The sequence below is a fragment of the Nocardiopsis sp. NPDC055824 genome, assembly GCF_053616335.1.
In genome coordinates this window covers 1-24,697 of record NZ_JBSHDN010000063.1, presented here as the reverse complement: position 1 = coordinate 24,697, position 24,697 = coordinate 1, and the positions used below count along the sequence as shown (strand labels likewise).

The following is a 24,697-nucleotide window of genomic DNA, read 5'->3' as shown; positions in this document are numbered from 1 at the left end:
CAGGGTTCTCGCAGCCTCGTACGAGACGCGTGCACCGTACGAACGTTACGACCTCTAGAGTCAAGACCATTACCCCAAAGCAAAAGGCGGGGTCCGGTTGCCGCCGGTCCCCCGCCTCCGTAGATGATCTGGTCGACGCTGCGACGACAAACTCACACCTACACGCTATGACTCCATCGTACCCATCTGGAGCGACGGAGCACACGTGAGTCCCGTCGCGGTGTCGCCCTAGAAGGCGATGCCACGTGAATACGACGCCCCCGACCGCTCCGGCGACCTCCACGGGAGGCTCCCTGTGAGCGAGCCGATGAGCCTGCACGCACCGCGTAGCGAGGGTGATGGCTACTACGCGGGCCGGGCCCTGCAGTGGGTGGACTCCTGCCCCCATATGGGCCACTCCGAGAAGACCCTGCTGCGGGTGTTGACCAACCTCACCCTGGAGTACACCCAGGTCCGTAAGCTCGCCCCGGCGGCCCTGCAGAAGATGATCTACGTCGGCGCGGTCGACCTCGGGAAGGCTCCGAAGACCATCTCCAGCAGCGGTCTGCTCCGACTGCTGCGCGCCTTGGCGGCCCTGGGCCAGATCACCGACCCCGATGGTGGCCAGCTGACATTCTCCAGCGGGGAGAAGGCTCAGCTGCACGGGATCTCGATGTCGATCTGGCGCTACCCCCGCCACGAGTGCGGCTACGCCCGCAACAGTCACGACGCCCTGGCGATCATCACGGAGGGTGACAGTCCAAGGTTCGGTCCGACCGGCCTCGACATCGCGGCCACCTGGCCCGAGAGTACCCCTGACCAGGCTGGTCAGAAATCTGACCAGGCTGGTCAGAAATCTGACCAGGCTGGTCAGAAATCTGACCAGGCTGGTCAGAAATCTAACCTGGATACGCAGCGTGACCTGCAAGAAGACGGACCACCCTTGTCTTCTTCTTTGTCTTCTCCCTCTTCTTCCTCCTCCTCACCTCCCCCACAGAGCGCCCAGGGCAAGAGGGAGGAAGAGGAAGAGATGCCTTCGGCACCGACAAGCGGGGCCGCTTCGGTGACCCTTATCCAGTCGCTGACCGATGCGACCGAGGACGAAGCCGCCGCACTGGTGGAGATCATCCGCCCGAAGGTCAAGCACACCCTGAGCGGACTCATTCGCTCCATGGCCAAGAATGACGACCTGGGCCAGCAGCTGTGGTCGCTGCGCCGTCAGCGTGCGCCTCAGGCCCGCCCAGGGGTCCCTGTCGGCCGGGGAGGCGGGTGCTCCCTGCACAGCCAGCCGTCCCTGCCCTGCCGCCTGTGCGCACAGGAATTGCGCGATGAGGGCGAAGCCGCCCGCCGCGACCTGATGGACCTGCTCGAAAAGGAAGGGCCCGAGGCCCGGCCCGACCTGGTGGACCTGCTGGGGCTGGAGGCCGCCCGATGACCGCAGCCCTGGACCCGCGCCACGGCGCCCCCGAGTCCGAGGGCGATCGGGTTCCCCACGACATCGGTGCCGAGCAGTCCGTCCTGGGCGGGGTGCTTATCAGCGGACCGGACACCGTCGGCCAGGTCCAGGAGCTGGTCTCGACCCTGGACTTCTACCGGCCCGCGCACCAGGTCATCTTCGAGGCGGTGTGCGCCCTGGCCGACAGGGGAGAGCCCCACGATGCGATTGCGGTCAACGCCGAGCTGACCAGGCGCGGCGAGTCGGTGCGGGTGGGCGGGGCCCTGTACCTGCACACCCTGACCGAGGCGATCCCGACCGCCGCGAACGCGGGCTTCTACGCCAAGATCGTCGCGGACCAGGCCCGGCTGCGCCGCATCATGACCGCGGGGATCCACGCCGCCCAGATGGCCCGGACCGCCGAGGGCGACCTGGAGGACATCGCCACCCGCGCTACCGAGGAGATGGAGCGCGCCGCCTTCCCCCAGACCCGCGACGCCGACGACACCGCCGCCATCGGCGAGGACGCCGAGTACTGGGACTACCTGTCCACTCCGCACGATCCCGCTGAGCTGGTGGTGCCCCCGTACACGGAACTGGCCGAGATCATGCCGTCCCTGACGCCGGGGGAGCTGACCACGATCGCGGGCCGCACCGGGGTCGGCAAGAGCGTGTGCGCCACCGACTTCGCCCGCCACGCCGCCATAGTCCAGGGGCACACCGTGCTGTACGTGTCGCTGGAGATGGACCGGATGATGATGCTCAACCGCATCTACGCCGCCGAGGGGCGCATCCCCTACAGCGCGTTCAAGAAGAAGGCGTTCACCGACCGCCAGTGGGAGGACCTGACCGCCGCCCGCCAGCGGGTGGCCGGCGCCCCCCTGCACATCTCGACCCCCTCGGCATGCACGGTCGCCAAAATCCGGGCCCGCATCCGCTCCCTGGAGCGGCGAGGTGCTCTACCCAAGCTGGTGATCGTGGACCACATCGGACGGATGACTTCGAGTGCGCGGGTCGAGACCCGCGCCCAGGAGGTCAGCAGGTTCACCTGGGGGCTCAAGGAGATCGCCCGCGACCACCACATCGCCGTGGTCGCGGTGTGCCAGATCAACCGGGGCCCCGAGCACCGGGCCGACCCGGTGCCCACCTCGGCGGACCTGAAGGACTCGGGATCGATCGAGGAGGACTCGGGCAGCGTGCTGATCGTGCACCGCCCCGACCGCGGCCAGCCCGAGCACGAGCGGGCCGGCGAGGTGGACCTGGTGGTGGCCAAAAACCGGGAGGGCCCGGCCGGAGGAACAGTGCTGCTGTCCCACCAGCTGCACTACCAGCGCTTTCGGGACATGCCCACGGGCTGATTTGCCCCCTGACGACGGCCCCGCACCAGCATCCGGTGTGGGGCCTCCCCCATTTCCGCCCCGATCGGTGGATGTGTTCGAGCAAGGTCCAAGCGTTTCGAAGCTGACCGCGACGCCGCCTTCATCTGGCCCCGGCTCTGCCCGCATGCCCGCCCCGCCACAGAAGTGGGCCCGGGCCTCCTCGCGGCACGACCCGGTCCGGGTCAGCCCATGAGCACGTCGAGGAGCTGCCAGAGGGTCAGCCACAGCCCCAGGGCGAGGAGACCCGCCAGCATGGGGGTCACCACGACCCCGACCACCACGTACACGAGCGCCGGTTGAGGTGCGTACAGCTTGTCGGGGTGGCGTGGGTCGTAGCGCACCTCGATCCTGCGCGGCTCGTGACTGATGGTCTTGCCGCTGCCGACGTAGGTGCGTTCCCGGCCCTGTGCGTCGGTGAACCGCCAGATCTCCTTGTTGGCGCTGGTGCGTCCTGCGGAGGTCGCGGCGACCGTGATGCCGTGACGGCGGGTGGACCAGTGGTCATGCATGATGCCGCCGGCCAGTTGCAGATAGCGTCCCGCGGCAAGCAGGATCAGCGCCCCGAAGAGCGGCATGAGCCACTGGCCGGGCTCTCCTGTCGTGGCGATGTAGACCACGAGGGCGGCCCAGAGGATCAGTGCGCACGCGGCGGCCGCGACCGTTCCGGAGTGCCGTGTCAGGAACCGGTGCCATGCCGGAGCCTCGGGCGTCACCTCGCTCACCAGCTCGATGCCGTCGCGAGGGGTGCGCTGCTCGGGCAGTACCGAGGTCACCGCGGAGACGAAGGCTGCCACGGCCGCCGGTGAGGACCGGGTCACTACGAAGACGGTGGGATCGCCTCCGGCGCTGGTCAGTTCGATCTCGGCCGTGTCGCCCCTGGCCCCGGCCGCCCGTACCTCCTGGATCGCCCGCATCGGAATGCGTCGGTGGGTGCCGTTCTGCTCCAGCAGGAGGGAGCGGCCTTCGAGGTGGGCCGTGGTGCCACGGCCTCGCAGGATCAGGGTGGGGGTCACACCGCTATGACGGTGTTTGGGGCCACCAGGTTGCCTCCCGGGGTTGTCGACGACCAGCGCCGGATTCGGACGCCGTCCCTGACCGCCACCCCGTCGAGTCGGCCGACTCGACGACGAGCCGGCGCGGGAGGGAAGAGGCGGTGTCCACGCAGGCACGCTATCCCCGAGCCGGAGAGCTCTCGGGGCGTTTCGACGAACCCCCTCAGCCACTCATGATCAGTAGCAAGTTATAGACAAGAGTTCCTTTTCGGGAGCTTCGTTGTTTTTCGCGCGCGGGTGCGGTGTTTGTGCTGGTGGCGGCCGTTGGGGGTGCGGGTTGGTGCTTCTTGGGGGGCGGGGGCGCGGGTCCGGCGGTGGGTGGGGTGCGCGCAGGGATCTGGCGATCCGCAGGAACGAGTCGGGAGGCACCCCATGAAGGCAAGGTCCAGGCGTTTCAAGGCCGCTGTTGCGGCTGGCATGGTCGCGGTGGTGATCGCGACGGGCGCGGCGTCGTGCACGGGCAAGAGCAAGAAGACCCGGTGTGTGGCGGCTGAGCCGGTGAGCATCAGCCGGACCGTGGCCGCGCGGTAGGGAAGGTCGGGGGTTTCAACCCTCCCGGAAAAGGGTAGAACATACAGTGAAGGGGTGGGGTGCTCGCACCCCGGGCACCCCGCCCCGCATCACCCGCACGACGGTTGTTTGAGAACTCCACAGAGAGCCAGGAGGCCACCACATGAACCCCACGATCATCGTTCGCAACTCCCAGGACGGCGAGCCGGACGAGGACGGGACGATCAACACGCCCCGCCCGACCCAGACGCCCCACCCCAAGAGGAAGTGAGCGCGGGGGCACCGGGGAAGCCCCCGGTGCCCCACCCACCGCCGGACCCGCGCCCCCGCCCCCCAAGAAGGGTGAGAGCGCAGGTATCTCACAGCTGATGCGCGTGCGTGACGTCCTGGCTCTAGTGCGCAGTGGGGGTTGTTCGTGACCAGGGGCGGTCCAGGCCTGGGTGGGGGTGGGTGCCGGCGGCTTCGCTGTGCACGGCCGGAGCAACCCCTGCTGGGAAAGCGAAGAGCAAGTTATAGCTGAGGGTGACCTTTTTAGGTCGTCTTCAGTTTTTTTGTGCGTGGTTGAGGTGTTTGCACTGGTGGCGGCTGGCGGCTGGCGGTCGGGTGAGGGCTTCTTGCGGGCGGGGCGCGGCTCCGGCGGGGGCTGATGTGCGCGCAGGGATCTAGCGATCCGCAGGAAAGTTCGGTCCGGTGGTTTACCGACCCCCGGAAAGGGTAAAACATATAGTGAGGGTAGACGTGTTCAAGCGCAACCGAGGCAGCATCGGCGACAACGTCCGGGTCAAGTGCCCGGGGAAGTGCGGCCAGGAAGTGAACAGCTGCGCCTGCAAGTGCCCCAAGGGCTGCGGCAAGAGCCCGCACAGCGGCAAGTGCTAGACCGCACCACCTAGCACCACTGGGGCGCCCGCCAGGGCGGGCGCCCCACCCCCCACCCCCCACCCCCCACCCCCCAGCACCACCGTTGTTTGAGAACTCCACAGAGAGCCCAGGAGGCAGCGCATGTACGTCCTGATCATCGTGGTCATCGTCCACCCCGGGAACGGCCAGCCGGACCCGGACGGGACGACCGCCCCCCCGTCGCCCGGGAACCCCTTCCCGTTCGGCTTCGCGCCGGGCAGGACGCTCCCGCTCAACACGCCGATGTACTAAGCGGGACCGGGGGCCACTGGCCGCCGGTGGGTGGCCCCCGCCGGAGCCGCGCCCCGCCCGCAAGAAGGGTGAGAGCGCAGGTATCACAGCGATGAATCCATGGGCGTGGCGGCCTGGTGGTCGGCCATGGTGGGTTCGGCCGGGCGGGGGATGGGGGTTGCGCGGGTGGGGTGTGCGGCCAGGGCGAGGGGTGCCGCGGCGGTACTGGTGCTGGGCGGGGGCTTGGTCGAGCGGGCGCCCCGAGCTGCGTCTAGGGCTTGGGCGGTGGAGAGTGCTGGCGGTCTGGTTGTGTGTCGGCCGCAATAACCCCTGGTTATGGAAGTGAAGAGCGAGTTATAGCTTAGGGTGACCTTTTTGGTCAGGCTTTATTTTTATTGTGTGCGGTTGCGTTGTTTGTGCTGGTCGGGGTGTTGTTCGGGGTGCTCCTTCGTTCTTCTTGGGGGGCGGGGGCGCGGGTCCGGCGGTGGGTGGGGTGCGCGCAGGGATCTGGCGACCCGCAGGAAAGTTCGGTTCGGTGGTTTGCCGACCACCGGATAGGGTAGAACATACAGTGAGAGGTGAACGCGAATGACCGCGACGCTGAGCAGCACCCCGTACCCCTTCCCGACCCCCCGCCCGCGTCCCCCGGCCGAGCCGAAGCCCGTCCCGGGCCTGTAGCCCGCAAGCGCGACCGGGGTACCCGCTACGGCGGGTGCCCCACCCCCCGCACCACCAAGGACCACCGTTGCTTGAGAACTCCACAGAGAGCCGAGAGGAGGTGAGCCGCATGGTGACGGACCCGCCCAAGAACCCCCCGAAGCCCCAGGGCCCGCAGGGCCCCCGCCCCGCCGACCGGTAGGCCAGCCCGAGCAGGAACCACACGAGGAGGAACCCGCCATGGGTGAGAAGACGCCGAAGCAGCTCCGCGCGGAGATCAAGAAGGGGACCACGAAGCTCCGCCGGGGCATCCAGGAGAACTCGCGGAACTTCCGCGACGGCAAGCCGCTCCGCCGCCGCAAGAGCGGGAGCAACTGAGCCCCACCCACCGCCGGACCCGCGCCCCCGCCCCCCAAGAAGGGTGAGAGCGCAGGTATCACACGAAACCGGTGTAGGTGTGTCGTGGTTGGATGTGCGGTCTGTGCGAGCCGAGCAAGGTGATGAGGAGGCGGTGTCGGTGCCCGAGCACGAGAGTCCCGCGGAGGAGTGGGTGACGCTGAAGGAGTGGGCGGCGCTGGTGGGATACAGCCACGGCTACGCGGTGCACGTGATGCCGCGGGCCTATGCGGACTTCCCGGCGCCGGAGCAGCCCCGGCGGGGGGTGAGCGCCAAGGGCGGGGGCGGGGGCAGCGCCCTGTACGACCCGGCCAAGCTCGAGCCGTTCCGGCCGCGCCGGCCCGAGCCGGTGGAGCTGGCCGCGGAGGACTTGGACCGGGAGGTGACGCTGGGCGGGTTCGCGAAGCTGATCGGTGTGGACGGGCGCAGCGTGTCGCAGATCAAGGACGACCGGCCGGACACGCTGCCCGACACGGTGGACGGCCGGCGGTGGTATCCGCGGGCGCGGTTCTTCGCGCGGGACCTGCTGTTGATGTGGAACAGCCGGCCCGGGCGGGGGGCGGGCTCGGACAAGCGGCGTCCGCCGCTGCCGTGGAAGCAGGAGGGGCCGGGCTCATGAGGGCCTGTGGGTTCCTCGCCCGCGCACCCTGGCCTTCCGCTCCTTCCCCTGCCGGGCCCTCCTGCCCTGCTGTGCTCCTGGCGGGGGTCTTCGCCCAGGTGGGGCCGCCCCTGCCCTGCGGGGCGCCCTTCCTGGCCCCGAAAAGGCGGGTGCGCGGGCTGTTTTGTGGGTGATTGGTGCGAACCAGGGGGTTTTGATGTGCGTCCTAGTCGCCGTAGGCGCGCTCCCGGCCCCTCCTGATCTGAGGCGGGTTGAGCGCGCGGAGAACTTGCTGGACCACCAGGGGGTTGCGCGTGGCGTGGGTGACGACGCTGGGCCCGGACGCTTCCCAGGTCGACTACCGGCTGCAGAGCCAGTGCGGTTGCGACCAGGCCGCCCACACCCACGCCGAGGACTCCCCGGAGCACGCCCACGGTGAGGAGACTGCCCGGGCGGCGGAGGACTACCGGCTGTACGGGGCCGCGCGCGCGGTGGAGCGGGTCGGGTCGGGGTGGGCGGCGTTCGGTGAGCGGGCCGGCACCCCCCTGGGTGACGAGGCCGCGCTGGAGTCGATGCGCCAGGTGATGGCCGGGCGCGATCCGCGCACCGGCGAGCAGCTGGTCAAGGCGAAGATGGCGGTGGATGCGCGGGCCAAGCTCGAGGCCGCCCCGTTGGTGGAGGCGGTGCGTGCGGTGGCCGAGGCCGCGCACATGGAGCCGCAGGCGCTGTTGGACTCGCCGCGTCTGGCCGCCCGGTTCGCCCGCCTGGAGAAGGGGCTGGTGCGTGACGGGCAGGGGCACCGGGCGCCGGTGGCGGAGCTGGAGGCGATCGCCGAGGCCGCGGGTGTGGACCCGGGCCGGGTGTGGGAGGCCTCTGATCTGGAGCGGGCCCGCGCCCATGGCGATGATCGTGTGCGGGTGGGCAACCGGGGCTATGACCTGGTGCTGAACATGCCCAAGAGCGTGTCCTTGGCCTTCGCTTTGAGTGATGAGAAGACGGCTGCGCAGGTCGAGGAGATCTACCTGGAGTCGGTGCGCGAGACCGTGGCCGACGTGGAGGGGTGGGTCGCCTACGGGTTGAGCGGGCACCACGGTGACGGCGAGCGGGCCCAGCGGGTGGAGGCGATCGGGTTCGCTGCCTCGATCACGCTGCACCGCTCGGCGCGGCCGGTGCAGGGGCAGATGGGTGATCCGCACATCCACGCGCACGTGATGATCCCGAACATGGTCCAGTGCGCCGATGGCAAGTGGCGGACCTTGGCGGCGGGCGGGCGTGACCTGCACCGGCATGTGGCGGTCGCGGGTGAGCTGGCCAAGGCGCGGATGCGCGAGAAGCTGACGCGCCGCCTGGGGGCGGTGTGGGAGCAGGACGAGCGTACGGGCGAGTGGGAGATCGCCGGGTTCGATGCGGCGCTGCGCGGGGTGTTCAGCTCCCGGGCACGGCAGATCAACGCGCTGGTGGGTGAGGAGGCCTCCCGGGAGCACAAGCAGGCCGCAGGGCGGGTGCTGGCCGAGGCCAAGAACCCGTTGAGCGAGACCGGCACGGCCCGCCAGGCCTGGCGGGCGCGTGCCGAGGCCGCGGACTTCGACGTGGATGCGGTGGTGGCGGGCGCCCTGCCCGGGGCGGGCGCTGGGGGGCCTGAGGCCTTCCGGCCGTCGTTGGAGGAGCTGGTCGCCACGGTCTGGGATCCGCAGACGGGGGTGACCTCCCAGCGCAAGGTGGCCAGCCGGGCGCAGGTGATGGCCGCGGTGGCGGCCGCGCTGCCGGGCGGGGTGGGCCGGCTCTCGGAGCTGGAGGTGCTGACCGACGCGGTGATGGCCTCGGATGAGGCGGTGGCGATGCCCACCAGCGAGGGGGCGCACCTGTCCAACGCCGACCGGGTGAGCTCGCGGCGGATCGTGGAGGCCGAGCGCACGATCGTCGGGTCCGCGGAGCGGCGCCTGGGCCAGGGCGTGGCGGTGGTGGAGCGCCCCCAGGCGGTGGCGGTGCTGCGCGCGTTCGAGGCCGAGCGCGGGTTCGCGTTGTCGGCGGAGCAGCGGCGGGTGGCTGGGCGGCTGATGGGTGCGGGCCATGGCCTGGACGTGGTGCGGGGTGTGGCGGGGGCCGGTAAGACGACGCTGATGAGCGCGGTCAACACCGGCTGGGTGGAGGCCGGGTACAGGGTCGAGGGCGCCGCGGTGGCGGCGGTGGCCGCCTCCAACCTGCAGGCGGAGTCGGGGATCGCCTCGAGCACCGTGGCGACCTGGCTGCAGCGCATCGGGTCCGGGCCGGGCCTTGAGGGTGTGGACGTGCTGGTGGTGGACGAGGCCGCGATGGTCAACGACCTGGACATGGCGGTGCTGGTGGCCGAGGCCGAGCGCACCGGCACCAAGGTCGTGGGCATCGGCGACCCCAAGCAGCTTCGGGCGATCGGGGTGGGGGGCACGTTCGCGGCGGTGCACACCCTGGTCAAGGGCGACACGTTGACGCACAACCGCCGGCAGAGCGATGCGGTGGACCAGCAGGCGCTGGCGGCGTGGCTGGAGGAGGGGCGCGAGGTCGCGTTGTCGGTGTGGGGGCGTGCGGGGCGGGTGCACGCCGCCGAGCGCGCCCACCAGGCGCACGAGGCCATCGCCCAGGCCTGGTGGGGGGACCGCCAGGGGATCGGGGACCGGTTCCAGGGCGTGGAGGACGTGCTGGTGCTGGCGGCCCGCAACGGGGACGTGGACGAGCTCAACCACCGCCTGCGGTCGCTGGCCCGGGCCGGGGGGCACCTGCAGGGCGAGGAGGTCGGTTTCGCGCTACGGGGCGGGGAGCGGCTGGCCTTGGCGGCCGGGGACGTGGTGCGGGTGCGCCGCAACGACTACCGGTCCCGGCGCGGTGAGGGCGAGGACGTCCTCAACGGGTTCCGCGGGGTGGTGGCCGAGGTGGACGCCCGGCGCGGGGCGCGGGTGGAGTGGCGCCGCCGGGGGCGTGTGCACAGCGCCTGGATCAGCCCTGAGGCGATCGGGCGGGGCGACCTGAGCCACGGGTATGCGATGACGATCGCGGCCGCTCAGGGGCTGACGTGCGCGCGTGTGCACGTGTACGGGATCGGGGCGGACGCCCATTCGCTGTATCCGGCGATGACGCGCTCACGCAAGCGCGCGGATCTGTACCTGGCCTCGGAGGCGTTGCAGGATCCCAAGCTGCGGGAGCGGCTGGCGGGTGCGCGCAACGACAAGGACGTGGTGGAGGCGTGCGTCAGCGCGTACGCGCGCACGCTGGAGGTGCGCAGCGAGGGGCTGGTCATCGACGAGCTGGACGGTGCCCGGTCCGAGCCGGCGCAGGGCGCGCCCCGTCAGCGTCCGAACGTGGGTCCGGGGCGCGGGGGGATCGACGCGCCGGTGAGCGTGGACAAGGCGCTGGGCAAGTTCGCCGCCCGCAAGGGTACGGCGGGGCCGGTCAACCGGCGCGGGAGCGGTCCGGGGCGCAGGGGCGGGCGGGCCACGTAGGGTCCGGCGGCCGGGGCCGCCGGGGTCGGTCAGCTCTTGCGGTTGTCCCGCCAGCCGGCGCACTCGTGCCCTTGGGCGTCCAGGTGCTTGGTGGGGCGGAAGTCCTTGGTCTGGGGTACGCGCTTGTTGCAGGCCTGGCAGCGGATCCCGGTCTTCTTGGCGTCCTGGATCGTGGCCCGGCCGGGCCTGGTGCCGTGGGGGTCCGATCCCCGGCACTTCTTGAGGGTGTAGCTGAACAGCGCGGTCTCGTTGATGTAGTGGAGGACGCGCAGGTCGGAGTTCTTGCGTTTGCGGACCCTGCGTTCGCAGACCGGGCACACGCCGGAGCTGGCCATGGGGGCTCCTCGCTGTCGGGGGCTGGTGCCCTGGGACAGTACTGAAGGGGTCCGGTGGGTGTGGGTGGGTGGCCAAAAGCGGTCACCGGTGTGGTGGTGCCGGGACAGGCGGGTGTCAGCGGGGCTTGGCCGGGTGGGAACCCGAGCTTGAGCTTTACACCGTCAAGGTAAAGGTGTTGTCTTCGCCCTCGCTGACGCCTGCTGCCGCCGCCAGATGTTGCCGTGCCAGGTCGGCGGCCCTTTCCTGGGGACCCCAGCCCCGGTCCCGGTACCAGTGGGCGGCCTGCGCAGCCATTGAGGCCATCTCCCGGACCGCGGTGCGGCAGGCCTGCTCGTCGCGCAGGGCCTGCGGCTGTGCGGCGGCCAGGGCGCGGGCCGCCTCGCGCAGCCGGGCGGCCGCGACGGTGGCCGAGGCGCGCACCGGCGGGCGCCCCGCGTGGTCCCAGTCCCGCTCGGCCGCTTCCAAAGCTGCGGCCACCGCGGCCGGTGCGGCGGCCGCGGCCAGGGTGAGCGCATCGGACAGGGCCGCGAGGCCCGCCGCGCGCGCTCCGGCCCCCCAGGGCCCCCACAGCTGTCCCTGGGCGCGCACGGCGTGGGCGAGCCCGGCCCAGGGGCCCTGAGCGTGCACCGGGGCCGGGGCTGGGGGTGTGTCGGCGAAGCGGGCCCGCACCCGGGGCAGGGACAGGTCCGGGGCCAGGGAGCCGCCGGAGAACCACACCGGCCGGCCGTCGGGGGCCACGTCCCCGGGCAGGGCCAGGGAGTACCCGCTCACGGCCCCGGCGGCGCTCTGGCGCAGGCGCAGCAGCGCCCCGCCCGTGTCCAGGGCGGTGAGGAACTCCTCCTCGGTGCGTGCGGCGGCGGCCGCGCGGCGGGCCAGGCGCTCCAGGAGGGCGCGCGAGGGCCGTCCCCGGCCCTGGCGCCGGGCCTTCTCGGTCTCACCGCGGGTGGGGGAGGGGGCGGAGGTGCGGTCGGCGGCGCTGGTGGGGCGCAGCCCCAGCTCGGCCTCCAGCAGGCGGCACTCCTGGCGCAGGCGCAGGGCGTCGTTGTGGATGTCGGGGTTGGTGTCGTCCTGGCGGGCCAGGGTGGCGAGCAGGTGGATGTGGTGGCTCTGGGGGCCGTCGTGGCGCACGGCCACCCACCGGCAGGCGCGTTCGTCGCCCAGGGGGGCCACGCCGCCGGCGGCGGCGAGGCGGCGGGCGACCTGTTCCCACTCGGGCTCGCTCAGGGGGCGGTCGGTGGGGGCCACGCGGATCGCGCAGTGCCATACGTGGCGGCGCACCTGGGGGCGCACGAAGCGGTCCAGGCGCCGGGCCAGCACGCCCAGGTCGGCCCCGGGGGCGCGGCCGGGGTCGGGTACGCCCAGGGTGCGCCAGGCGGCGACCTGGTGGGGGTCGGTGTGCTCGTTGGCGCTTCCGGGCCCGTAGAGGTACTTGAGCAGTCCGAGGGTGTCCTGGCCGCGCATCACCTTGGCGATCATTGTCGGGAGTGTTCCACAATCGCCTCGCCGGCGTCCTCGAGGGTCTCCACCGCGGCCGCGGCGCGCTCGAGCAGGGCCCGGACCCGGTCGGGGTCGGGGCCGGCGAGGGTGCGCAGGTCCGCGCTCAGGTGTTCCAGGGCGATGACGGCGTCGTTGAGGGCCACCATCATCTGGCGGTCGTCGGGCGAGGTGGCCAGGGTCTGGCGGGCCACGCCCAGGGCGGCGTGGGCGGCGAACCCGCTCAGGGTCATGGCCTGGTCCTTGGCGGCCTGGAGCAGCAGGGCGTGCTCGTCGTCGCTGAGGCTGAGTTTGACGTAGTTGTCGCGGCGGATGCCGGTCCTGCGGTTGCCGCGCCGGTGCTGGGCTGTTTCCTCCACGGCCGGCTCCTCCCTGGGTGGTGTGGCGTTGCCTGGTGATGATGGCCGATGCGGGCGGCGGGGGCGAACGCGGGTCGAAAACCAGGGGCGCATCCGAAGCTTCTGACACACTCGTCCGGGTTCCTGGTGATTTGGGAGAGACCGATGTCCGATTTGCTGTCCGCCTCGTCCTGGTGGCTGGTGTGTGTTGCGGCGCTGGTCGTGACGGGGGTGGCGGTGTGGGGGATGCGCCGTGCGGCCTCGCACAGGCCGCGGCCGGTTCCGGGTCCGGGGCGTGCGGGGGCGGTGTCCCTGCACGGGGGCTACCTGGTGGCGACCGTGGTGATCGCGGTGGTGGCGCTGGCGCTGATCCTGGTGGCGTTCACCATGAGCTATGCGGCGCTGTACGAGGCGGCCACGTGGCTGGCCGACACCCAGCTGTACGCGCTCAACGGCGGTGACCTGCGGTTCCTGTTCCCGGTGGGGATCGACGCGGTGATCGTCTACTTCCTGGCGATGGACCTGCTCATGGAGTGGCAGGGGCGCCGGCACGCGCTGAACCGGTGGGCGGCCTATGCGCTCTCGGCCATCACGATCATCTTGAACGTGAGCCAGGGGGACGGGTCCACGGCCTCCTACCTGGGGCACGCGGGTCCGCCGATCGTGATCATCCTGATCGCGGAGGGGGTGGCGGCGTGGATCCGGCACCTGGCGGGTCTGGCGCACGGCCAGGCCGCGGACCGCATCCCCGTGGGGCGGTGGGTCGCCCATCCGGTCTCGACGCTGAAGGTGGCCCGGCTGATGCTGGGGTGGGGCATCACCTCCTACCCGCGGGCGCTGGAGCACGAGCAGCGCCGGCAGCTGGCCTACGCGATGCTGCGCGAGCAGCACGGGCTCACCTGGCGCCGGCACACCCCGCGGCATCTGCGGTGGATGCTCGACAACGGGTACGAGCTCGACACCGCCTTCGCCCTGACCCGGGCCATGACCGCGGCCACGGTGGCCATGACCGCCGAAGAGGTCACGGCCCTGGCCAACACCGGCGGCCAACCCGGCCAGGGTGGCCACGAGGTTGGCCAGGGGGTTGGCCACGCTGTCCAGGGTGGCCACGAAGGTGGCCAGCAGGAGCCGGCGCCCGCCCTGGAGGGCGCGGCCGAACAGCCCGCGCCCGACCCCGTTCCTGACGATGGCCAGGAGGAGGCGGACACGGTGGACACCACCGTGGCCACTCCCTCCCCCGCCCCGGACACGGCCGTGGCCGAGGTGGCCACCGGCTCCGAGGCGCACCCCCCGCAGGAGGTGCCCGCACCGGTCCCTGAGACCGTGCCCGCCCCCTACTGGACCCGGGAAGGGCCGGTGTTCCAGAGCGCCCCGCCCCAGGAACAGCCCGCGGCCGAGGCGCCCAGCGAGCCGGCGGCGGCCGCCGAACCAGAGCCCGCGGTGGAGCAGGAGAGCGTGCCGGAACTGCTCTCACCTGAGCAAAAGCGCGAACGCGTGCGGGAGTTGCTGCAGACCCGCCCCGAGATCACCGACTCCGAGATCGCCGAGCGCATCCACGCCTCCCCGCGCACCGCGCGCCGCTACCGCAGCGAGCTGGCCCCGCAGCGCCCGCTGGTGGACACCCCGCACTGACCGCCCCGGACACACCCCGGCGCCGGTGCCTGAGACGGGCTCCGTGCCGGGGCCGGCGCCCGCCCGGGCGCGGTGGTGCGGAGGGTGGCCAACCCCCGCCGCACCACCCCGTGGCCACGGTGGCCACGACCATCCGGAGCGCGCCGGTTTTACCGCGTAAAACCCTCCGGCGCCGACCGACGCACCGCCTCCCCGCAACCGGACGCGGCCGGTGCCGGAGGCGGTGTCCACGACATGTCCATGCGTGGCCAACGGCCTTGGCCACGCATGGACAAACCCCTGCAGCGCACCGTGTGCCCGGTTCAGGGCACCTCTCCCACTCGCTGGCGGACGCGGAGTTTTACGCGGTAAAACCCGTCGAGCCTCCCGACCCCCCGGCCGCTGACCAGGAGAACCGCAGGTGGGTGCGCAGCGTGACGCCCGGGCGGGGACGACGGACACAGCACCGGGGCCACCCCGAGTTCGACCCTGGTGGCGTCCCCGTCTCCTCGTCCTGGACCAGACACCCTCTTCCGAGGGCGTCCTCGACCCACTGGCGCACCCAGTGCGTCCCACCCACGCGAGAACCCCCCGCGCCCCTCCTTGGCCACCGCCGGACACCGTGTCCACCGCGTTGGCCAAGCCGGGCCAACGCGGTCCACGCGTGGCCACCCGCCCCGGACGCGGTGTCCGCGGAGCCTGGCCAACGGTGCCACCGGAACGTGCCCGGCGCAGGGGGCAGCCCGGAGCGCGGCCGCCCCGTGGCCACGGTGGCCAGAGCCCTCCGGTGGCGCCGGCCATGCGTGGCCAAGGACGGTGGCCACCCATGGCCGGGAGGCGCCAGGGCCCGCACGTCGGCTTCCAGAGCTCTAGGGTCGGGCCGTGATCCATCTCCAGGTCCGTGGCGAGGACGGCACCATCCAGGCTCGCGCCGAGCACGGTCTGGTCTGGGGGCCGGAGCTGGCCGGCCTGGACCAGTCGGTGTTCGCGATACTGGGGCACCTGCTGCCGTACGCGGACACCGTGTTCAACAGCCGCCAGGTGTCCACCCTGCTGGGAGAGGTACCGCGCCTGCCGCCGGGCGTGCTCAGCGACGAGTTCGCGCGCGAGTTGCTGGACCTGGGGCACCGAGTCCTGGACGGAGAACACCTGTACCTGTGGTTCCTCGGAGACTGAGCTGACAGACCCGCCCACTCTCGAGAGCCGCGGCCTGAGGGCTGGGACGACCACGGTGCAGGGCGCCGCACAGACCCGCTTGTCGTGGCGGGCGGCCCCACCCCCTGGGTAGAGGGGCTCGTGGGTTTTACCGCGTAAAACCCTGCGGCCTCACCCCGTGCCCCGCGCTCCCCGGGGCGTGGTGCCGGACACCGTGGCCACGGCCTTGGCCACGCGTGGACAACGGTGGCCAGGCATGGCCAGCGCCGTGGCCACGCCCGTCCTCGAGGTCGGGACACGGTGGCCACCAGAACGTGTGGCGGAGGGCGAAGCCCGTCTCGTGGCCACCCCTTGGCCACGATGGCCAGAGCCCGCCGGTGGCCACGAGGCGTGGCCACCGTGGCCAGGGTGCGACTCGGCCATGACCGGGGGCGGCCACCCGAGGGAGGGCGCGGTGACCGCCAGGCGGCGTCCGCGGGTTTTACGCGGTAAAACCCCAGCCCCTCACCGAGGGCCCGGGAAGGTCCAAGAGAGGGGCTGTACAGCTCGACGGGTTTTACCGCGTAAAACACAGGGCGGAGAGGACCGCCCCGTGAGCGGTGCGCCCGCGAGGCGCCGCCCCGACCCCCTCCAGGCAACGGGACACCGCAGGGGGCGTGGCCGGTCCCCTGGACACGAGGCCCTGCGTCAACCCCACCCCGCACAGACACCCGCCGGACGCTAGGCCTGGCGTGCCGCCTCGTGCAGGCGCACCCGCAGCCGGTCCGCCAGGGCCGAGACCCGCTCGGCCGTCGGCGTGTGGGGAGCGGCGTCCGCCGCGGCCTCCAGGACCAGCAGCACGTCGTGGGCCTCCTCCAGCGTCAGCAGCGGCGGCACCGAGCCCGGCGCGAGCAGGTCGTCGACCAACTCCACCTTGGTGGGCAGGCTCTGCCTGATCCGGGTGCGGGCCGACCCCAGCCCGCTCTGGCCCATGCCCGCGCGCCGCTGCCCCATGGTGTTCGCCCCTCGTGCTCGCCGCTCCTCGGTCGACCGTAGCGCAGCCGCCCTTGCGGGGCCTGCGGGTTCGGTGTGTGCCCGTCCCGGGTCAGAGCCGGTCCAGGAACGCCTGGGCGAACCGCTGGAGTTCGTCGGGCCCCAGCCCCGAGGACAGCTCCTTGTAGACCTGCCCGGCCAGGGCCTCGGGCTCGTCCCAGGACAGGTCCAGCGTCAGCTGCTCACCGGGCCGCGGTACCCCCTCGGGCCGGTCGGCGCGGCGCGGGGGGTTCTTCGCCGCCGCGGGTGCGGCCCGGTCGGGGGCCGCCGGCGGCTGCGGGGTGGCAAGGGCGGCGGGTTTTACCGCGTAAAACTCCTCCTGCTGCTGGCGGCGGGCGGCCAGCTGTTCCTGGGGCGGGAGTTTGCCCAGTTCCCGGGCCTGGGCCAGCTTCAGGTGCCCGTCCTTGAGGGCCTGCTGCAGATCCGGGTGCAGCTCCAGCAGAATGAGGCGCTGGGTGACCCACCCGTTGGACTTGCCCAGCAGTGTGGCCGCCTGGGACCGGTTCACCCCGCGGTCGAGGAGCTTGGCGATCTCGCGGGCCTCCTCCAGGGGGTGCAGGTCCTGGCGGTGGATGTTCTCGGCCAGCACCGCGGCGCGCAGGGCGACCTCGTCGTCGTCCTGTTGGCCGCGGGGGGTGCGCACGTGCACCGCCACGGTTTCCAGGCCGGCCCGGTGTGCGGCGGCCAGGCGGCGGTTGCCGTTGATGACGACGAACACGGCCTCGGCCACCGCCGCCTCGTGCTCGGGGTGGGCCTGCACGTAGGCGCGGCGGGGGATGACGTGCAGCGGTTGCAGCAGCCCGTGCTCGGTCAGGCTGTTGGCGAGCTCGGAGAGGTCGCCCAGGCTCTCGCGCGGGTTCTCGGGGTTGCCGGCCAGGTGTGCCAGGGGCACCCGGGCCGGGTCCGCGGGGGCCTCCCCGGCGGCCTGGGAGATGAGTTGGCGGCGGGCGCTGGTGGCGCGGCCCGCGGCGCCGAAGGAGGCCGAGCGGCCCAGCTTGTCGGCCTTGCTCATGCCAGGATCCCCGCGATCTTGCGCATGGCGGCGGCCTGGTCGGACTTGGGGTCGTAGACGAGCAGGCCCTGCTTGCTGCGCACCGCCTCGCGCTGCTCCTTGCGGTCGGGCACCACGGCGATCACCGCCGGGTCGCCGATCTCCTCCCAGGCCTGCAGGGAGGAGGTGGCGATGTACCCGCGGCGGCTGTCGTACATGTTGACCACCAGCCCCAGGTAGTCGACCTCCAGGCGCATGTCCTGGCGCAGGTCCTCGATCTGGCCGGTCAGCAGGGTGTAGGCGTCGGCGCTGGAGTCCTCGGCCTGCACCGGGATCACCACCCCGGAGGCGCCGGGCTTCTCCTCGGGGCGGCGGCGCCCGTAGTAGATGGCGCTGTCCATGGCCAGCCCGAGGCTGGGCGGGCAGTCGACCACGATGACGTCGAAGGCGGACTCCAGCGGTTCCAGGGCCCGCTCCAGGGCGGCCTCGCGGGCGCGGATCGTGGAGAGCTTCACGTCCAGGACGAACCCGTCGGCGCACGCGGGCAGCAGGTGCAGCCGGTCGGCGAAGCGCTCGTCGGCGATGGGCACGACGAGGTCGGCCAGGTCCCCGTGGGCCTCGCCGGTCATGTGCTTGACCAGGCTGTCGCTGCCCAGGGCCAGGTTGTCGACACCGAACTGGGCGGTCAGGTGGCCCTGGGGGTCGAAGTCGACCAGGAGCACGCGCTGGGCGGGGCCGCCGTACTCGAGGCCTTCGGCGTAGGCCTGCCCCACCCCGGCGGACAGGGCGGTCTTGCCCACGCCGCCCTTCTGGTTGGCCAGGATCCTGCGGCGGGGATGCGGTGTTGCCACGTGCTCCTCCTGTGGGGAAGGGTGGTCGGCGAGCCAGAGCTCCAGGGCCTGGGCCAGGCCCTGGATGTAGGAGACCCTGCGCTGGGCGCAGTGCGCCTTGAAGGTGTCGTAGACCCCCGGCGCCAGCCAGGTGCTGAACGGCGGGGCCCCGGAGGTGTCCGCGACGGGCCGCGGGCCGGCCTGCTGCCAGGCCTGGAGCGCTTGGGCCACCACGTCCTGCATGTCGATCCGGTGCTCGGCGGCGCGGACCTTCACGCGGGCCCGGAGCGGTCCGGGCAGCTTGGAGGTGACCTTCTCCCTCTCGCCGGAGGTTGATGATGCCATGGGCGTTACCTTACTAACGCCCGTTGAGCTGGGCGAAGCTCTTCGCCGTGCGTGCCGCGATCTTTTACCCGGTAAAACCGGGCCCGCTCCGGCCGCCCTCTTTTACCGCGTAAAAACCGGGGCCGACGGTGCCGTGCCCCGGCGGGTTCCTCCGTTCTGGTCGGGGTTCTCGGCGAGGCGCTCGGTGGGGCACCGGCAGGCCCAGACCACGGCGACGACGGCCAGCGAGGCCGGGGAGAAGCCGGTCACGGTGCCGGCGTTCGCCACGGTTTTGGCCCGCGCGGGGTTCTGGCGCCCGCGACAGAGGGGACGCGCGTCAGATGGGCGCCAGGTCCCCGCGTGGAACCGGGGGTCCCGGGGGCTGGCCCCCGGGTACCACCAGGCACCCGCCATGGGCGCAACGCCTCGTTGCGCCCGGCCGCCTACAGGCCGAGTTCGGGGCCGGAGCGCTCCGGGGCCCGGTAGGCCCTCTCGCGCTGGGCGCGCTCCAGGGCCTCGCGCTGCTGGCGTTCGAGCTCCTGGCGGTGGAGGTCGCGCTCCTGCTCCTCGCGGCGGCGGAGCTCGGCGTCCTCCTCCTCGATCTGCCAGACCATGCGCTGGTGGTACTCGGCGGCGTCGGCCGCGCGGGTCATCTCCTCGATCTGGGCGACCCGTGAGGGCTCGGGAGGCGCCGGCGGGACCTCGACGCGGTGCGCGCGGTCCCGGTCCCTGACGGGGGCGGCGGCCTGGATGCCCTGGCGGTTGCGCACCCGGGAGAGGCCGCGCTCGTCCATGCCGCGCAGCTCCTGGCGGGTCACGTCCACGGTGTGGGCGTTCTTGTCGAGGTAGCGCACCAGGTCCTCGCGGTGCTGGCGCTCCTGGTCGGCCTTGACCTGGCGCAGGTCGGCGCGGATCGCGTCCTGGCGCAGCTTCTCGGCCTGGTGGCGGAACCCCTCGCGCTCGTTCAGGGTGGCGGTGACCTGCTCGCGGGCGGCGGTGCGCTCGGCGTCTGCCGCGGCCTTGGTGGTGCCCTCGAACAGCAGCAGCGCGATGTGGCCCTTCTGGGCGCGTTCGCGGGCGTCCTCGGCCTTCTCGTGGAGGTCGGGCACGACCTGGTCGAGTTCGGCCGCGCGCGCCTTCAGGGCGTCGATCTCGGCCTGGGCGTGCTGGCTGGCCGGACCGCGTCCGGCGAGCGCGTCCTGCTTGGTGAGCGGCTCCCACGGGGTAACCGCCCGCTCTTCGCGGACGGCGGCCTCAGCGCGGGCGGCCACGGCCCGCTCCCGCTCTTCGCGGACGCGGCGGCCGCCGGCCAGCTCGTCGCTGACCATGCCCTCGGGGCCGTCCGTCAACGTGTCGGCGTAGGCGGACAGGGTGCGGTGCAGCGCCTCCTCCGCCGTGCGCGCCTGGCCGAGCCGGGCCCGGACCTCTCTGGGTTCGATGCAGGCGGGCAGGTACAGGTCCACCCGCTCCCGGGCGCGGCTCATGGCGGGGTAGAGGGCGTGGGCGTCCGCGCCGAGCCCGTACACGTGCGCCCGGTCCACGGTCAGCCCCTGCGCGGACGCCACGGTGATGGCGTACCCGTGCGAGAGCGCACCCGCGCTGACCTGGTCCGGGCTCATCCACGCCCGTTCGGTGCGCCCCTGCGAGCGCCACTCGACGTGGACGCCGCGGCGGGCGTCGGCCTCGACGACGATGCCGCGGAACCCGTTCAGCACGTCCGGGCCCTCCTCGCGCCGGGAGCGGTAGTCGTTCTGCCGCACCCGGACCTGGTCCCCGGCCGCCAGGTCCAGGGTGCGTCCGCCCGCCAGGTGGAAGGACACGTCCCGCTCCGCCAGGTGCCCGCCGGTCCGGGCGGCCGCCCGCAGCTTCACGTTGAGGGCGTCGACGTCGGCGTTGGTGGCGGCGAGCACGGCCAGGCGCTCGACGGCCTCGTGCGCATCGGCGTGCCGGGCCCGGTCGCCGGCCCAGGACGCGGCGATCTGGCGGTGGGCGGCGTCGCCGTCGACGGCCGCGTGGACCATGCCGTTCTCGCCCCACAGGGCCAGGGCGGAGCGCCGGGCCCCCGCACGCCAGGTCTCCAAGGCCTTGCGGTCCACCTTGCCGCGCTGCCTCCGGTTCTCGGTCAGGACCAGGCCCTCGACGATCTCGTGCACGCGGGCGAACGCGCCGCCGGCGCCCACCGCGCGCGCCTGCATCGGGTCCCCGATCGCGACGATCTTGGTCTTGGTCCGGGCGGCCTCGGTGACGATCGCGGCCAGGGCGCGGTCGTCGACCGTGGCGGCCTCGTCCAGGACCAGGACGCCGACGCCGTCCAGGCCGCGCCCGGTCTCGATGCGGCGCAGGAGGGAGGCCACGGTCCCCGAGTCGATCCCGGCCTCCGCCCGCAAGCCCGCGGCGGCCACGGCCGAGGTGGCCGCGCCCTCGACCTTGTGCCCGGCCGACTCCCAGATCGCCCTGGTCGCCGACATGATCGTGGTCTTGCCCGCCCCGGCCACGCCCACGACCGTGTCGATGCCGTGCGGGACGAAGGTCAGCCGGTGCACGACCTCGCGCTGCTCGGCCGAGAGCCGGAACCCCTTCTTGCGCTCCCACTCCCGCTCCGCGCGTATGGACGTCTTCAGGTGCACGTGGCCGGAGAAGTCCCGGAGGCGCCACTCGGCGGAGGCGGTGATGGTCTCCTCCGCCGCCACGAGGTCGGCGGAGGTGTACCGGCCGGCGTTGGTCATGTGGGCGGGCCCGCCCTCGGGCAGCGCCACCGCCCGCGCGTCCGCCAGGACGCGGTCGGTCACCGCCTCCAGGAACGCCACGGAGGGCAGACCGGCCCCGAGCGCCCCGGCCACGTGCGCCAGCACCTTCGCCCGCGTGACGGTCTTGGCATGGGCGGTCACCCCGTGCTCGGGGTCCCACACCGCCGTGATCAGCGCATCCAGGTTCGGCGGCCCCTGGTCCGGGCCGCCCGGCGCCGGCCCCGCCGCGGGGCCTCCGGGTTCGCGCCCCAGCGCGGCGGCGACGACCTGCGCCGGGGTGTGCCCGGCCTCCAGGGCGCGCTCGTGCCACGACTGGCGCTCGGAGGCGGGGGTGGAGGCGACCTTGCCCCGGGCGGTGGCCCGCCCCGCCGTCCGGCTCTGCGCCGGGGTGGCGCCCTGGCCGGTCACGGCGAGGATCTGCTGCTGGCGCCGCGAGAAGGTCCGCTTCAGGGTGTCGGGGACGCCGACGACGTCCCACCGGCCCGTCACGGCGTCGCGCTCGAACTGCACGCCCAGCTCCTCGCGGAGCTTGTTCCGTTCCAGCGCCCGGTACAGCTCCCCCACCGCCGGGACGTGCCGCATCAGGTCCCGGCCCCCGGCCGCGATCGTGCGCCACTTGCCGTCGGAGCAGCGGGCCATGTTCGCGACCATCACGTGGGTGTGCAGGTGCGGGTCCCCCGGGGAGCCGTCGACCGGCCGGGCGGTGCGGTGCACCGTCATCGTGGCCACGAACCCGCTGGTGTCCACGCGCTGGGCCCGCCGGCCGTCGCCGTGGTGCCCGGCCATCCCGTACCCGGCCCACCCCTGCAGGGCGGCCACGGACTCGCGGACCGCTTCGAGGTGGATCTCCTCCATCCGCGCGGCCACCACCGGATCGGCCAGGCCCTGCAGGACGCTGATGCCCTTGGGCCGGTCGAACGTCACGTCGTAGCCCATGACGCCGGTCCGCACCCGCGCCTCGCGCTGGTCCCACGCCGCCTTCCACTGGGGCAGGCCGTAGACGCGGCGGGGGTCGATCCCGGCCGCGGCCGCCACCCGGGACAGGTCCGCGACGGGGGCGCGGTGGTGCTCGCCGTCGCGCAGCAGTCCCCGCTCCAGGCGGCCCACCCGCTTGACCGACCACGGGTCGGCCGCCACCAGCTCCGCCAGGGAGAGGCCGCGTTTGGCGGCCGCCGCCTCCAGCGCCTCCACGAACGCGGCGGCCGGGAGTTGGGCCTCGGGCGCGACGGCGACTTTCGGGCGCACGAGCTGTTCCCCGGAGTGCGGGTCGCGCCCGGCCAGCAGCTCGCGCATCGCCTCGACGTCGGCCGCATCCTCCAGGACGGTGCCGGCCTCGATCCCGAACTCGGACCACCCGCCGCCGACACGCTCGATCGGGCGGTCGGCCCCGTCGAGCCGGTAGGCCACGGCCACGTTCTCAGCGGTGACGGCGTCGGCCCCGCACTGCTGAGCGAAACGGTAATCACCCTGGGAGGCGTCGTGGATCGGCGTCGCCATCGCCACCCGAACCACCCCCTCAGCAGTTCTGAGGCCCCGCAGGGGCCGCGTATCTCGCCAGAGATACCTGCGTACATGTTCGTGACCTGGAGTGATATGCCTCGCACGCGTAGCACTCGTAGCACGTGTGCGAGACGTAGCACGTGTGCTACCCGTGCTACGTGTCGCACGGGTGCTATGTGTGCGAGACGTGCGAGGTCTACGCTCGCGGGATGGACATTTACAACCTGATCAACCAGAAGGGCGGGGTCGGCAAGACGGCCTCGACCATCGGCCTGGGCGGCGCCCTGGCCGACGCCGGCGAACGCGTGCTCCTGGTCGACCTCGACCCCCAGGGCCACCTGACCGACGCGCTCGGCGTGCCCGAGTCCCCCGAGGACGCGACCCTGTCCCAGGCCATCCTGGGCGAGTACGAGGGCCACCCCCGCGACCTCGTGGTCGCCTACCGCGACAACTTGCACGTGCTGCCGACCGCGCTGGACATGTTCCTGCTCGACCGCGGCCTGTACATGTCCAGCGGCCGCGAGCACCGGCTCAAGAACGTCCTGCAGCATCTGGAGGACGACTACGACGTGTGCCTCATCGACTGCCCGCCCTCCCTGGGCGCCACCACCGACGCCGCGCTCATCGCGGCCCGGCGCCGCCCCGGACGCCGCGGCGGACTCATCGTCCCGGTGGAGGCGGAGGACTCCTCCATCAAGGCGCTGCGGCTGCTGCTGCGCCAGATCGGCACCCTGAGCCAGGTCATGGACGTGGACATCGACGTCCTGGGCCTGCTCCCCTCCCGGTTCGACGTGCGCGACGGCACCATGGTCACCAGCGTCCTGGAGGCGTTCCGGAATCTGGGGAGCCCGCCCGTGATCGGCGAGATCCGCAAGCGCAAGGAAGTGCGGGAGGCCTGGAGGGCGAAGGTGCCCGTGACCGAGTACGCGCCCGACTCCGAGGTGGCCGGCTGGTTCCGCGACCTGGCCAAGGCGGTGCGCGCATGAGCGCGGCGAAGAAGAAGGCCTCTTCCGTCCCGGACATGGTCGGGCTCACCGACGACTGGGGCAAGATGACCGCCATGCGCCAGGGCGAGCACGGCCAGGAGGAGAAGGAAGCGCCGGCACCCGTGGCCAAGGCCGCTCCCCCGGCCCGGCCTGAGCCGAAAGCACCCGCGGCCACGGAGATGACGCGGCGCAGCTGGTACGCCAGCGCGGAGGCGGCGGAGGAGCTGGCCAGGGTCGTGGACGACATCCACCACGCCACCCGGACACCGAAGCACGAGGTCGTGTCCGCGCTTTTCCGGGCGGCCGTGGCCGCCGCGCCCCGGGTGGAGAAGCAGCTGTCCAAGAAGACGTGATACCCGTGCTACGCCTCGCACCCGTGCGAGAGGTAGCACGAGTGATACGCGTATCACTGCTGTTCGTGGGGGTGTGGACATCTCTTTGGACATGGCCGCCGCGCCGTGGCCACTGGCGGACACGGGGTTGGCCATGGCCGGATCGCTGGCCAGCCTGCACCGGACATGACCGCCTCGCGCGGCCCCTCGTCGAGGTGTGTCCGGGGCGGTTTGGCCACCGCGCCGGACATGGCCAAAGGTTCAGTACTGAACTTGTGGCCACGGCCGGACACCGCCCTCGCGTCCGGAGCGGGTTGGCCACGGTGGCCAGCGGTGTCGTCGCTGTGATGACAATGTCGTCACAGCACCCCCCGGACGCGTCGTCATGGCGACGACATTGTCGTCGTCGTGACG

General features: G+C 72.5%; 19 protein-coding genes. 11 read left to right on the top strand and 8 right to left on the bottom strand.

All coding sequences use genetic code 11. The annotated features are described in order from the left end of the window. The first annotated feature begins 295 nt into the window (after positions 1 to 295). Both ACWGL3_RS15120 and ACWGL3_RS15115 read left to right on the top strand, forming a co-directional pair. Complete coding sequence (locus ACWGL3_RS15120; protein WP_452461425.1) at positions 296 to 1,414, top strand: hypothetical protein; 1,119 nt, start codon at positions 296 to 298, stop codon at positions 1,412 to 1,414. Beyond that, a complete protein-coding gene (locus tag ACWGL3_RS15115) occupies positions 1,411 to 2,772 on the top strand; it encodes a replicative DNA helicase (protein ID WP_452461424.1) in 1,362 nt (453 codons plus the stop codon). The genes ACWGL3_RS15120 and ACWGL3_RS15115 overlap by 4 nt, the downstream gene beginning before the upstream one ends. 203 nt (positions 2,773 to 2,975) lie before the next feature. Here ACWGL3_RS15115 and ACWGL3_RS15110 read toward each other — a convergent pair whose 3' ends face one another. After that, complete coding sequence (locus tag ACWGL3_RS15110) at positions 2,976 to 3,806, bottom strand: hypothetical protein (protein WP_452461423.1); 831 nt, start codon at positions 3,804 to 3,806, stop codon at positions 2,976 to 2,978. A gap of 1,287 nt (positions 3,807 to 5,093) precedes the next feature. Between ACWGL3_RS15110 and ACWGL3_RS15105 the strand changes: the two genes are divergently transcribed. The 5 genes from ACWGL3_RS15105 (at position 5,094) to mobF (ACWGL3_RS15085) (ending at position 10,607) form a co-directional block, all read left to right on the top strand. Continuing rightward, the gene (locus ACWGL3_RS15105; RefSeq protein ID WP_452461422.1) at positions 5,094 to 5,231 is read left to right on the top strand and encodes a hypothetical protein; all 138 of its coding nucleotides are present in this window, start codon (positions 5,094 to 5,096) and stop codon (positions 5,229 to 5,231) included. A 123-nt stretch (positions 5,232 to 5,354) separates the two neighbouring features. After that, complete coding sequence (locus ACWGL3_RS15100; RefSeq protein WP_267950620.1) at positions 5,355 to 5,504, top strand: hypothetical protein; 150 nt, start codon at positions 5,355 to 5,357, stop codon at positions 5,502 to 5,504. Positions 5,505 to 6,380: 876 nt separating this feature from the next. Beyond that, on the top strand, positions 6,381 to 6,518 hold the full coding sequence (locus ACWGL3_RS15095) for a hypothetical protein (protein WP_267950619.1): 138 nt from the start codon (positions 6,381 to 6,383) through the stop codon (positions 6,516 to 6,518). 139 nt (positions 6,519 to 6,657) lie between these two features. Continuing rightward, positions 6,658 to 7,155 carry a hypothetical protein gene (locus ACWGL3_RS15090; RefSeq protein WP_267950618.1) on the top strand — a complete coding sequence of 166 codons (498 nt, stop codon included), beginning with the start codon at positions 6,658 to 6,660 and terminating at the stop codon, positions 7,153 to 7,155. A 293-nt stretch (positions 7,156 to 7,448) separates the two neighbouring features. After that, positions 7,449 to 10,607, top strand: coding sequence for a MobF family relaxase (gene mobF, locus ACWGL3_RS15085; RefSeq protein ID WP_267950617.1), 3,159 nt, complete (start codon positions 7,449 to 7,451; stop codon positions 10,605 to 10,607). 29 nt (positions 10,608 to 10,636) lie between these two features. On the opposite strand, the gene ACWGL3_RS15080 is transcribed toward mobF (ACWGL3_RS15085), so the two are convergent. The 3 genes from ACWGL3_RS15080 to ACWGL3_RS15070 all read right to left on the bottom strand — a co-directional run bounded on the left by ACWGL3_RS15080 (position 10,637) and on the right by ACWGL3_RS15070 (position 12,796). Then, a complete protein-coding gene (locus ACWGL3_RS15080) occupies positions 10,637 to 10,942 on the bottom strand; it encodes a hypothetical protein (protein ID WP_267950616.1) in 306 nt (101 codons plus the stop codon). Positions 10,943 to 11,096: 154 nt separating this feature from the next. Next, complete coding sequence (locus tag ACWGL3_RS15075) at positions 11,097 to 12,419, bottom strand: relaxase/mobilization nuclease domain-containing protein (protein WP_267950615.1); 1,323 nt, start codon at positions 12,417 to 12,419, stop codon at positions 11,097 to 11,099. After that, positions 12,416 to 12,796, bottom strand: coding sequence for a hypothetical protein (locus ACWGL3_RS15070; RefSeq protein ID WP_267950614.1), 381 nt, complete (start codon positions 12,794 to 12,796; stop codon positions 12,416 to 12,418). Before ACWGL3_RS15070 ends, ACWGL3_RS15075 begins: the two co-directional genes overlap by 4 nt. A 144-nt stretch (positions 12,797 to 12,940) precedes the next feature. On the opposite strand from ACWGL3_RS15070, the gene ACWGL3_RS15065 reads away from it, so the two are divergent. Beyond that, a complete protein-coding gene (locus tag ACWGL3_RS15065; protein ID WP_452461421.1) occupies positions 12,941 to 14,407 on the top strand; it encodes a DUF2637 domain-containing protein in 1,467 nt (488 codons plus the stop codon). A gap of 861 nt (positions 14,408 to 15,268) precedes the next feature. Continuing rightward, complete coding sequence (locus tag ACWGL3_RS15060; RefSeq protein ID WP_452461420.1) at positions 15,269 to 15,562, top strand: hypothetical protein; 294 nt, start codon at positions 15,269 to 15,271, stop codon at positions 15,560 to 15,562. Between the two features lie 699 nt (positions 15,563 to 16,261). On the opposite strand, the gene ACWGL3_RS15055 is transcribed toward ACWGL3_RS15060, so the two are convergent. The 4 genes from ACWGL3_RS15055 to mobF (ACWGL3_RS15040) form a co-directional block, all read right to left on the bottom strand. Next, positions 16,262 to 16,534, bottom strand: coding sequence for a hypothetical protein (locus tag ACWGL3_RS15055; protein ID WP_267950611.1), 273 nt, complete (start codon positions 16,532 to 16,534; stop codon positions 16,262 to 16,264). A 91-nt stretch (positions 16,535 to 16,625) separates the two neighbouring features. After that, positions 16,626 to 17,585: a ParB/RepB/Spo0J family partition protein gene (locus ACWGL3_RS15050; protein ID WP_267950610.1), complete on the bottom strand. Its 960-nt coding sequence runs from the start codon at positions 17,583 to 17,585 to the stop codon at positions 16,626 to 16,628. Beyond that, complete coding sequence (locus ACWGL3_RS15045) at positions 17,582 to 18,739, bottom strand: ParA family protein (protein WP_267950609.1); 1,158 nt, start codon at positions 18,737 to 18,739, stop codon at positions 17,582 to 17,584. Before ACWGL3_RS15045 ends, ACWGL3_RS15050 begins: the two co-directional genes overlap by 4 nt. Positions 18,740 to 19,161: 422 nt before the next feature. Next, positions 19,162 to 22,962, bottom strand: coding sequence for a MobF family relaxase (gene mobF, locus ACWGL3_RS15040; protein WP_452461419.1), 3,801 nt, complete (start codon positions 22,960 to 22,962; stop codon positions 19,162 to 19,164). A gap of 212 nt (positions 22,963 to 23,174) precedes the next feature. Between mobF (ACWGL3_RS15040) and ACWGL3_RS15035 the strand changes: the two genes are divergently transcribed. Both ACWGL3_RS15035 and ACWGL3_RS15030 read left to right on the top strand, forming a co-directional pair. Beyond that, positions 23,175 to 23,951, top strand: coding sequence for a ParA family protein (locus tag ACWGL3_RS15035; RefSeq protein ID WP_267950607.1), 777 nt, complete (start codon positions 23,175 to 23,177; stop codon positions 23,949 to 23,951). Next, positions 23,948 to 24,304, top strand: coding sequence for a hypothetical protein (locus ACWGL3_RS15030; protein WP_267950606.1), 357 nt, complete (start codon positions 23,948 to 23,950; stop codon positions 24,302 to 24,304). The genes ACWGL3_RS15035 and ACWGL3_RS15030 overlap by 4 nt, the downstream gene beginning before the upstream one ends. Positions 24,305 to 24,697: the final 393 nt, after the last annotated feature.